The sequence below is a fragment of the Nocardioides sp. genome (assembly GCF_047606145.1).
GTDB lineage: Bacteria > Actinomycetota > Actinomycetes > Propionibacteriales > Nocardioidaceae > Nocardioides.
The window spans coordinates 1-9,359 of record NZ_JASGET010000067.1; the positions used below are offsets into that span (position 1 = coordinate 1).

Consider the following 9,359-nt stretch of genomic DNA (forward strand, 5'->3'; position numbering starts at 1 on the left):
CGATGAGGTTCATCTGCGGGCTGCCGATGAACCCGGCGACGAAGAGGTTCGCCGGCCTGCGGTAGAGCTCCAGCGGGGTGGCCACCTGTTGCAGCTCGCCCGCGCTCATCACCGCCACCCGGTCGCCCATGGTCATCGCCTCGACCTGGTCGTGGGTGACGTAGACGGTGGTGATGCCGAGGTCGGCCTGCAGCTTGGCGATGTCGGTACGGGTCTGCACGCGCATCTTGGCGTCGAGGTTGGACAGCGGCTCGTCCATGCAGAAGACCTGCGGCTGGCGGACGATGGCCCGCCCCATGGCAACGCGTTGCCGCTGACCTCCGGAGAGGGCCTTCGGCTTGCGTTCGAGGTAGTCGGTCAGCCCGAGCAGCTTGGCCGCGTCCCGGACCCGCTGGTCGCGCTCGGTCTTGTCGACGCGGGCCATCTTCAGCGAGAACGCCATGTTCTCCGCCACGCTCATGTGCGGATAGAGCGCGTAGTTCTGGAAGACCATCGCGATGTCGCGATCCTTGGGCGGGACGTTGGTGACATCCCGGTCGCCGATCAGGATCCGCCCGTCGTTGACTTCCTCCAGCCCGGCGAGCATCCGCAGGGTCGTGGACTTGCCGCAGCCTGACGGCCCGACGAGCACCATGAACTCGCCGTCCGCGATCTCCAGGTCGATGCCCTGGACCGCCGGCTCCGAGGCTCCCGGATACCAGCGCTGGGCCTTGTCAAAGGTCACTGATGCCATGTCGTGCTCCTTCACCGGCAGGTACGTGCCGGACGATCCGTAGTGAAGTGGGCGCCACCCGAGATCTCGACGACGATCGCCGTGTGGCCAGGATCACTGTAGCCGATGACCGCGCCCCGCTCGACCCGAACCGGATCTGCCGACCGAGTCCGCGATCTCCACGGCCCGGTGACGCCGCTGTGACATCTGTGGACAAAGTGGCGCGAATGGACTAGGACGGTGGTGCAGATCACACGACTGAACGGGGAGGGGTGCGGATGACGAGTGCTCGACGCGTGAGACGAATCGCCGCCGGCATCGCCGCGGCGCTGGCGTGTTCCACGCTTGCCGCCTGCGGCTCGAGCTCGGGCAAGGCCGAGCTCACTTGGTACATCAATCCCGACGGCGGAGGCTCCGACCCCAACGGGGGCGGCCAGGCGCAGCTCGCCAAGGAATGTTCGACCGACACGTACTCCATCAGCGTCCAGCTGTTGCCGAACAGCGCGAGCGACCAGCGCACCCAGCTGCTGCGTCGCCTGGCTGCCGGCGACTCCAGCATGGACCTGATGAGCGTGGACCCCGTCTACGTGCCGGAGTTCGCCGAGGCCGGCTACCTGGCCCCGGTCCCCTCCGACATGGAGTCCACCTTCACCCAGGACCGGGTCGCCTCGGCGCTGACCGCGGCGAAGTGGAACGACAAGCTGGTCGCCGTACCGTTCTGGGCCAACACCCAGTTGCTGTGGTACCGCAAGAGCGTCGCCGAGAAGGCCGGACTGGACATGAGCAAGCCGGTCACCTGGGACCAGCTCATCGCCGCGGCACAGAAGACGAACACCGACATCGGCGTCCAGGCCATGCTCTACGAGGGCTACACGGTGTGGATCAACGCACTGATCGCCGGCGCCGGTGGCGAGATCGTGAAGAACCCCGGCGCCACCTACGACGACCTGGAGCTCGGCCTCGACTCCGACGCCGGCCGCAAGGCGGCGGCGATCATCGCCAAGATCTCCCAGACCAAGACCGGTGGTCCGTCGATGGGGAGCTCGGACGAGACGGCCGCGCTGAACCTGTTCGAGAACAAGTCGAGCAGCGGGTTCCTGGTCAACTGGCCCTACGTGTACGCCGCGCTGCAGACTGCCGGCGCCGACGGAGGACCGGTCGACTTCATGGACGACGTGGGGGCCACGCTCTACCCGCAGACGGTGGCCGGCACCGAGTCCGCCCCGCCGTTCGGCGGCATCGACCTGGCCGTCGGCGCCAAGAGCTCGCACATCGACGAGGCCTACCAGGCGGCGGCCTGCATCACCAGCGCCGACCACCAGGCCGAGTACATGATCGGCACCGGCAACCCGGCAAGCGACAAGACCGTCTTCGACCGGGCCGAGGTCAAGAAGGCGTTCCCGAACGGAATCGCCGCGCTGATCCGCAAGAGCCTGGACCGCGCCGTCCCGCGTCCGCAGTCGCAGTACTACGGCGACATCTCCACCGGGCTCCAACAGAAGTTCAGTCCACCCTCCTCGGTGAACCAGAACACTCCGGCGACGGCGCAGAAGTTCCTGATCGACGTGCTCAACGGAAAGGCGCTGCTATGACCACCGTGGACAACGCCCTCGGGGCGGTCAAGCGAATCTCCGACCGCGCACGTGGCGAACGCAACCTCGGCTGGCGGCTGGCCGGACCGGCGTTCGTGATCATGCTCTTCGTCACGCTGTACCCGATCTGCTACGCCATCTATCTCTCGCTGTTCAACTACCGGCTCACCGACCCGGACGGCCGCAAGTTCGTCTTCTTGAAGAACTACGCGGTGGCGCTGAGCGACTCGTTGTTCTGGCAGGCCTTCGTGACCACCTTCATCATCGTGGCGATCACGCTGGTCTTCGAACTGATCCTCGGCATGGCGCTGGCGATGGTGATGAACAAGATCGTCATCCCCCGCAAGACGCTGCGCACCGTCGTACTGATCCCCTACGCCATCATCACCGTGGTCTCGGCGTTCTCCTGGTTGTACGCCGCCCGGGTCGACACCGGTTTCTTCAACCACTGGCTGCACTGGATCAGCTTCGGTGGCTTCCCGCTCGACTACGACTGGTTCGGCGGGCGCTGGTCCTCGCTGACGATCATCTGCCTGTCCGAGATCTGGAAGACCACGCCGTTCATGTCGCTGTTGCTGCTGGCCGGCCTCTCCCAGATCGACTCCTCGATGGAGGAGGCGGCCCAGGTGGACGGCGCGACCTGGTGGCAGCGCTTCATCCGGGTCGTGCTGCCGAACATGAAGGCCGCGCTGATGGTCGCGGTGTTGTTCCGGACACTGGATGCCATCCGGATCTATGACAACCCGTACGTGATGACCGGTGGGGCGAACAAGACGATGACGCTCTCGATGCTGGTCGGGAACGAGACCATCAACCGGGTCGAGATCGGGATGGGCTCCTGTCTGGCGGTGATCCTGTTCATCATCGTGCTGATCGTCGCGTTCGTCTTCGTGCGCGGCTTCAAGGTCGATCTGACGAGTTCGGGGAGGAGTTGAGATGGAGAGCAACATCAGCGCCAGGGCGAAGGGCTGGCTCGGGGTCGCCTCGATCCCGATCATGCTGTGGACCTTGATCCCGATCATCTGGATCTTCGCCACCTCGATCAAGAGCGATGCCGCGCTCGGCAACTCCGAGCTGAACACGTTCGGGAACTTCTGGCCCAAGGACATCAGCTGGGCCAACTACAAGCTGATCTTCACCGGCGGCGCGAAGGACCTGTTCATGCCGGCGCTGTGGCACTCGATCGTCGTCTGTCTCATCGCGACGTTCATCAGCGTCGTGCTGGCGACGTTCTGCGCCTACGCGATCTCCCGGCTCGACTTCCCCGGCAAGAAGGCGATCCTGACCACCGCGCTGGCGGTCTCCTTCTTCCCGGTGATCGCGATGGTGACGCCGCTGTTCAACCTGTGGCGTCAGATCGGCCTGTTCGACACCATCCCCGGCCTGATCATCCCGTACCTCTCGCTCACGCTGCCGCTGTCCATCTGGACCCTGTCGGCGTTCTTCCAGCAGATCCCGTGGGAGATGGAGCAGGCGGCCCAGGTGGACGGCGCCACCAGCTGGCAGGCGTTCCGCAAGGTGGTCGCACCGCTGGCCGCGCCGGGGGTCTTCACGACCGCGATCATCGCGTTCTTCACGGCGTGGAACGACTTCGTGTTCTCGGTGAACCTGACGTCCTCGAACGCCCGAACCGTCCCCGCCGCGCTGGCCTTCTTCACCGGGGCCAGCCAGTTCACCCAGCCGACCGGCGCGATCTGTGCCGCCGCCGTCGTCGTCACCATCCCGGTCGTCATCCTGGTGCTGATCTTCCAGCGCCGGATCGTCACCGGCCTCACCTCCGGTGCCGTCAAGGGCTGACCGGACCACACGTCGCAACGAAGAGAGCAGACATGGCCACAATCGAGATGCAACACATCGTCAAGAGGTACGGCGACGGGTTTCCTGCGGTCAACGACGTCAGCATCGACGTCGAGGACGGCGAGTTCCTGATCCTGGTCGGCCCGTCGGGCTGCGGGAAGTCGACGCTGCTCCGGATGATCGTCGGCCTGGAGGACATCACCTCCGGCAACATGCTGATCGGTGGCAAGCGGGTCAACGACCTGGCGCCACGCGACCGCAAGCTGGCGATGGTCTTCCAGAACTACGCCCTCTATCCCCACCTGACCGTCTACGAGAACATCGCGTTCCCGCTGCGGCTGGCCGGGGAGAAGAACGACGTGGTGGACCAGAAGGTGCGCGAGGCCTCGGCGGTCCTCGAGCTCGACGAGCACCTGCAGCGCAAGCCGGCGAACCTGTCCGGCGGCCAGCGACAGCGGGTCGCGATGGGCCGCGCCATCGTCCGGGACGCCGACGCGTTCCTCTTCGACGAGCCGCTGTCCAACCTGGACGCCAAGCTGCGCGGTCAGATGCGCACCGAGATCGCCCGCCTGCAGAAGCGGCTCGGCATCACCACCGTCTACGTCACCCACGACCAGACCGAGGCGATGACGCTGGGCACCCGGGTGGCGGTGCTCAAGCGCGGGGTGCTGCAGCAGCTGGCCACGCCGCGCGAGCTCTACGACAACCCGGGCAACCTGTTCGTGGCCGGGTTCATCGGCTCGCCGCCGATGAACTTCCTGCCGGCCACGGTGGAGGGTACGACGCTCAAGCTGCCCTTCGGCGAGGTGCAGCTGCCCGCGGACAAGGCCGCCAAGGCCACCGGCCGGGGCCTGCTCATCGCCGGGGTCCGGCCGGAGCACTTCGCCGACGCCGCGGCACCGAGCGCTCGGGACGTCTCCGACGCCAACACCTTCGACGCGACCGTGGACGTGGTGGAGTGGCTGGGCAACGAGACCTACGCCTACATCCCGTTCGAGGCCCCGCCGGAGGTCCAGGAGCATCTGGCCGAGCTGGAGCGGGACCTGGACGGGGAGTCGCTGCGCACCCAGCTGGTGATCACCCTCGACGGCTCCACCCAGCTCAGCGAGGGTGACACCGTCAAGGTCTGGGTCAACGCGGAGAAGATCCATCTCTTCGACCCGGGCAGCGGCGAGAACCTCACCGTCGACCTCGACCACGCCGGCACCATCCCGGCGGTCGAGGCGGCCCGGGCCGCCGAGGAGGACCAGAGCGCCTGAGGCGAGTGCTGTCGAGCGACGCTGCCCTGTCACCGGCCCGGTGACAGGGCAGCGTCGTCGCGGGGGAACCGCCGATCGTCCTCGGTCGAGTGGTCTGGTCGACTCGATCTCGAAGCACTCAGCGCCTGCGCCTGACGTCGACGCCACCCATGATCGCGAAGCCCTTGATCCGCAGCGTCGGCGAGCCAGGACCGGTCTCCTCGGGGCCTCGCGGCCCGGAGTAGCCACCCAGGATCCCGACGCCGTCCATGATGACCCGGACGCCCGGCGGCACCACGACGCTGGCACCGCCCATGATCGCGTTGATGGTGAAGGTGCACTCGCGCTGGGAGAAGGTGGCCTCGCGCAGGTCGAGGTCGGCGCCGCCGCAGAAGGCGAGCACCGTCAGCTCGCCGGGGACCGTCCAGCCGCCCTTGCGCTCGAACCCGCCGAAGATCGCCAGATGACGCTCGGCCGGGTTGACCGAGGCGGCAGGGATCGCGGAGGCCGGGGGCGTCGGGGTGGAGCCGGTGACCGGCAGGTCGCTGGTCAGCGGCACCAGATCGGCGTACGTCTTGGCGGCGAAGACCGCGTCGAGCCGTTCGTCGAGCTCCGCCAGGTCGAGCCGACCCTCGCCGGCCGCCTCCCGCAACACCTCCGCGACCCGATTCCGGTCGGCGTCGCCGACCCGCAGGTTCGCCGCGGGTTGTCCCGACTGCCCCGACTGCCCGGCCCGTTCGGGCTCTCCGGGCTGGCCCGGCACGAGATCTCCCATGCTCGCCCATGGTAGTGACCCGGCGGCTCCCCGGCGGGCTCGGCAGGCTCAGCGGGCTCAGCGGTCGGTCGCGTCGCCGGGCTCCAGGTACACCGTGCCGCCGAGCCGGAGGAACTCGGCCGACCGGGCCTGCATGCCGTCGGCGGCGAACCGGTCGCGGACGTCCTGGCTGATCGCCATGGAACAGAACTTCGGGCCGCACATCGAGCAGAAGTGCGCGGTCTTCGCGCCCTCGGCGGGAAGGGTCTCGTCGTGGAAGGCCTCGGCCGTCACCGGATCCAGCGAGAGCGCGAACTGGTCGCGCCAGCGGAACTCGAACCGGGCGCGGGAGAGCGCGTCGTCCCACTCCCGAGCGCCCGGGTGCCCCTTGGCGACGTCGGCGGCGTGGGCGGCGAGCTTGTAGGCGATCACCCCGGTCTTGACGTCGTCGCGACCGGGCAGGCCCAGATGCTCCTTGGGCGTGACGTAGCAGAGCATCGCGGTGCCGTGCATCGCGATGGTGGCGGCGCCGATGGCGCTGGTGATGTGGTCGTAGCCGGGTGCGACGTCGGTGGCGAGCGGGCCGAGGGTGTAGAACGGCGCCCCGTGGCACCAGTCCTGCTGCAGGTCGACGTTCTCCTTCACCAGGTGCAGCGGCACGTGGCCGGGTCCCTCCACCATCACCTGTACGTCGTGGGCCCAAGCGCGTTCGGTGAGCTCGGCCAGGGTGCGCAGCTCGGCCAGCTGGGCCCGGTCGCTCGCGTCGGCGACCGAGCCGGGACGCAGCCCGTCGCCGAGGGAGAAGGCCACGTCGTAGGCGGCGAAGATCTCGCAGAGCTCCTCGAAGTGGGTGTAGAGGAAGTTCTCCTGGTGGTGCGCCAGGCACCAGCCGGCCATGATCGAGCCCCCGCGGGAGACGATGCCGGTGACGCGCTCGGCGGTGAGCGGCACATGGCGTAGCAGGACGCCGGCATGGACGGTCATGTAGTCCACGCCCTGCTCGGCCTGCTCGATGACGGTGTCGCGGAAGACCTCCCAGTCGAGCCTGTCGGCCTCGCCGCCGACCTTCTCCAGCGCCTGGTAGATCGGGACGGTGCCGATCGGCACCGGAGAGTTGCGCAGGATCCACTCGCGGGTGGTGTGGATGTCGGCGCCGGTGGAGAGGTCCATCACGGTGTCGGCGCCCCAGGTGACCGCATGGGTGAGCTTGTCGACCTCCTCGGCGATCGAGGAGGTGACGGCGCTGTTGCCGATGTTGGCGTTGATCTTCACCAGGAAGCGCCTGCCGATGATCATCGGCTCGGACTCGGGATGGTTGACGTTGGCCGGGATGATCGCCCGGCCGGCGGCGACCTCGTCGCGGACCAGCTCGACCGGGCACCCCTCCCGCTGGGCGACGTACGCCATCTCGGCGGTGATCAGGCCACGCCGGGCGTAGTGCAGCTGGGTGCAGCGGCCAGTCCCGGCCGGTCCGGGCGGGTGGGCTCGGCGGGGCTCGCGGCGTACCCCCTGCCACTCCCGGCGTACGGCGCCCCGGCGCGGCGCCGATCCACCGTCGTCGGCCGGCTCGACCGCCCGGCCCCGGTAGCCGGCGGTGTCTCCGCGCTCGAGGATCCACGGCTCGCGCAGCGCCGGCAGGCCGCGTTCGGCATCGCCGCCCGGACCCTCGGTGCAGTAGCGGTCGAACGTCTCGCCGTTGGTCAGCGTGACCCGGGTGACCGGGACCCCGAGGTCCCCCACCTCGATGCGGGTGTGAGCGGGATGGACTGTCATGCGGTTCCCCTTCCGGTGAGCGATGTGGGATGAAGGTGCGCGATCGGTCCTCGGCCGCGGCCGAGGTCCCAGTCGCTGCCCAGGCGGAGCTGGTCGACGGTGTAGCCGCCGGCTCGGCGGGCCGCGACCGGCAGCTCGTGGCCCTGGGCGAGGAAGGCGGCCAGGGCCGCCGAGTAGGTACAGCCGGTGCCGTGGTCGTTGGTGGTGTCGACCCGGTCGTGCTCGATCCACAGCGGTTCCACACCCGGACGCAGGAGCAGATCGGCGGCGCCGCCGCCGGTCCGGATCACCGGGGTGCCCCGCCAGCCGAGGGCCTCGTCCTCCTCGGCGTTGGGGGTGCTGACGCATGCGACCGGCAACAGGTGCCGTCGGTAGGTCCGGAGCACCGCATCGTCGGCGAGGATGGCACCCGAGGTGGCGCGCAGCACCGGGTCGACCACCAGCACCCGGTCGGCGCAGCGCTCGGCCACCAGCCGGACCACCCGCGGGTCGGCGAGCATCCCGGTCTTGACCGTCGCCGGATCCAGGTCCGCCAGCACCGCGTCCAGCTGGGCCACCACCACCTCGTGCGGCACCGGATGGATCCTGTGGACACCGGTGGTGTCCTGCGCGGTGACGGCGGTGATGACGCAGGCGCCGTGCACGCCGAGCGCCGCGAAGGTGGCCAGGTCGGCGGCGACGCCGGCCGCGCCACCCGAGTCGCTGCCGGCGACTGTCAGGCACACCGGCGGTGTCATGCCGGGTCCCGGAGGCACGCCAGCAGCGCGGTCACCACGGCCGCCGGCTCCTCGGCTCGCATCACCGCCCCCATCACCGCCACCCCGTCGGCACCCTCGGCGAGGGCGTGGGCGGCGTTGTGCGGCCCGATCCCGCCGAGTGCGAAGACCGGCAGCGGGTGCCCGGCGAGCGCACCCGCCCCGAGCGGCGGTCCGTAGCCGGCCTTGGACTCGCTGGCGGCGTACGGGCTGAGCGTGACGTAGTCGAACCCGTCGACCGCCGCCCGGGCGACCTCACCCCGGGTGTGGCAGGAGCGGCCCCGCCACCTGTCCCACCCCGGTCCAGGCACGGCCCGTGCGTCGCAACGGGCTGCCGGTGCCTCGAACGACGGGTGACACGCGGCCGGCGCGTGCCATCCCACGGCCGCGGACAGCGGCCGGTGAGCGGCGATCACCTGCGCGCCGGCACCGGCAAGGGCGTCCGCCAGGGCCTCGCGACGATCCGCGGGGAGGTCGAGCTCACGGAGTACGACGTGGGTGGCACCGGCCTCGACGCACTCACCGACGGTGCGGAGCAGACTCCGGCCGAGGCGGAGCTGGGACCGATCGGTGAGCAGCAGCAGTCGGGGCAACGACACCCGCGGCCGCTCCGGCACGCTCATCGGATCCGGCCCGCCATCGGCGACGACGCCCGGGCGACCGCCCGACGCGGGATCCGATCGGCGCCGCGCGCGGCACGTCCGGCCGACACCGCCCAGCGGAGCGCCCGCGCCATCG

Annotated in this window: 10 protein-coding genes; 4 read left to right on the forward strand and 6 right to left on the reverse strand. The window is 69.4% G+C overall.

Going from position 1 to position 9,359, the window contains the following annotated elements; translation table 11 throughout:
- A partial coding sequence (locus QM638_RS08425) for an ABC transporter ATP-binding protein (RefSeq protein WP_415141511.1) occupies nt 1–733 on the reverse strand: 733 nt, incomplete at its 3' end.
- A 275-nt stretch (nt 734–1,008) separates the two neighbouring features.
- Between QM638_RS08425 and QM638_RS08430 the strand changes: the two genes are divergently transcribed.
- The 4 genes from QM638_RS08430 to QM638_RS08445 are packed head-to-tail and all read left to right on the forward strand — an operon-like array spanning nt 1,009 to nt 5,360.
- A complete protein-coding gene (locus tag QM638_RS08430; RefSeq protein ID WP_415141512.1) occupies nt 1,009–2,304 on the forward strand; it encodes an extracellular solute-binding protein in 1,296 nt (431 codons plus the stop codon).
- Complete coding sequence (locus QM638_RS08435; protein WP_415141513.1) at nt 2,301–3,239, forward strand: carbohydrate ABC transporter permease; 939 nt, start codon at nt 2,301–2,303, stop codon at nt 3,237–3,239. Before QM638_RS08430 ends, QM638_RS08435 begins: the two co-directional genes overlap by 4 nt.
- Before the next feature lies 1 nt (nt 3,240).
- Nucleotides 3,241–4,101, forward strand: coding sequence for a carbohydrate ABC transporter permease (locus QM638_RS08440; protein ID WP_415141514.1), 861 nt, complete (start codon nt 3,241–3,243; stop codon nt 4,099–4,101).
- A gap of 32 nt (nt 4,102–4,133) precedes the next feature.
- A complete protein-coding gene (locus tag QM638_RS08445; protein ID WP_415141515.1) occupies nt 4,134–5,360 on the forward strand; it encodes an ABC transporter ATP-binding protein in 1,227 nt (408 codons plus the stop codon).
- Nucleotides 5,361–5,478: 118 nt separating this feature from the next.
- On the opposite strand, the gene QM638_RS08450 is transcribed toward QM638_RS08445, so the two are convergent.
- The 5 genes from QM638_RS08450 to QM638_RS08470 all read right to left on the reverse strand — a co-directional run bounded on the left by QM638_RS08450 (nt 5,479) and on the right by QM638_RS08470 (nt 9,357).
- Nucleotides 5,479–6,114 (reverse strand): DUF1707 SHOCT-like domain-containing protein, encoded by a 636-nt coding sequence (locus tag QM638_RS08450; protein WP_415141516.1) that lies wholly within the window; start codon nt 6,112–6,114, stop codon nt 5,479–5,481.
- 57 nt (nt 6,115–6,171) lie between these two features.
- Nucleotides 6,172–7,866 carry a phosphomethylpyrimidine synthase ThiC gene (thiC, locus tag QM638_RS08455; RefSeq protein WP_415141517.1) on the reverse strand — a complete coding sequence of 565 codons (1,695 nt, stop codon included), beginning with the start codon at nt 7,864–7,866 and terminating at the stop codon, nt 6,172–6,174.
- Complete coding sequence (gene thiD, locus QM638_RS08460; protein WP_415141518.1) at nt 7,863–8,591, reverse strand: bifunctional hydroxymethylpyrimidine kinase/phosphomethylpyrimidine kinase; 729 nt, start codon at nt 8,589–8,591, stop codon at nt 7,863–7,865. Before thiD ends, thiC begins: the two co-directional genes overlap by 4 nt.
- Nucleotides 8,592–8,599: 8 nt before the next feature.
- Nucleotides 8,600–8,932 (reverse strand): thiamine phosphate synthase, encoded by a 333-nt coding sequence (locus QM638_RS08465; RefSeq protein WP_415141519.1) that lies wholly within the window; start codon nt 8,930–8,932, stop codon nt 8,600–8,602.
- A gap of 308 nt (nt 8,933–9,240) precedes the next feature.
- Nucleotides 9,241–9,357 (reverse strand): hypothetical protein, encoded by a 117-nt coding sequence (locus QM638_RS08470; protein WP_415141520.1) that lies wholly within the window; start codon nt 9,355–9,357, stop codon nt 9,241–9,243.
- Nucleotides 9,358–9,359: the final 2 nt, after the last annotated feature.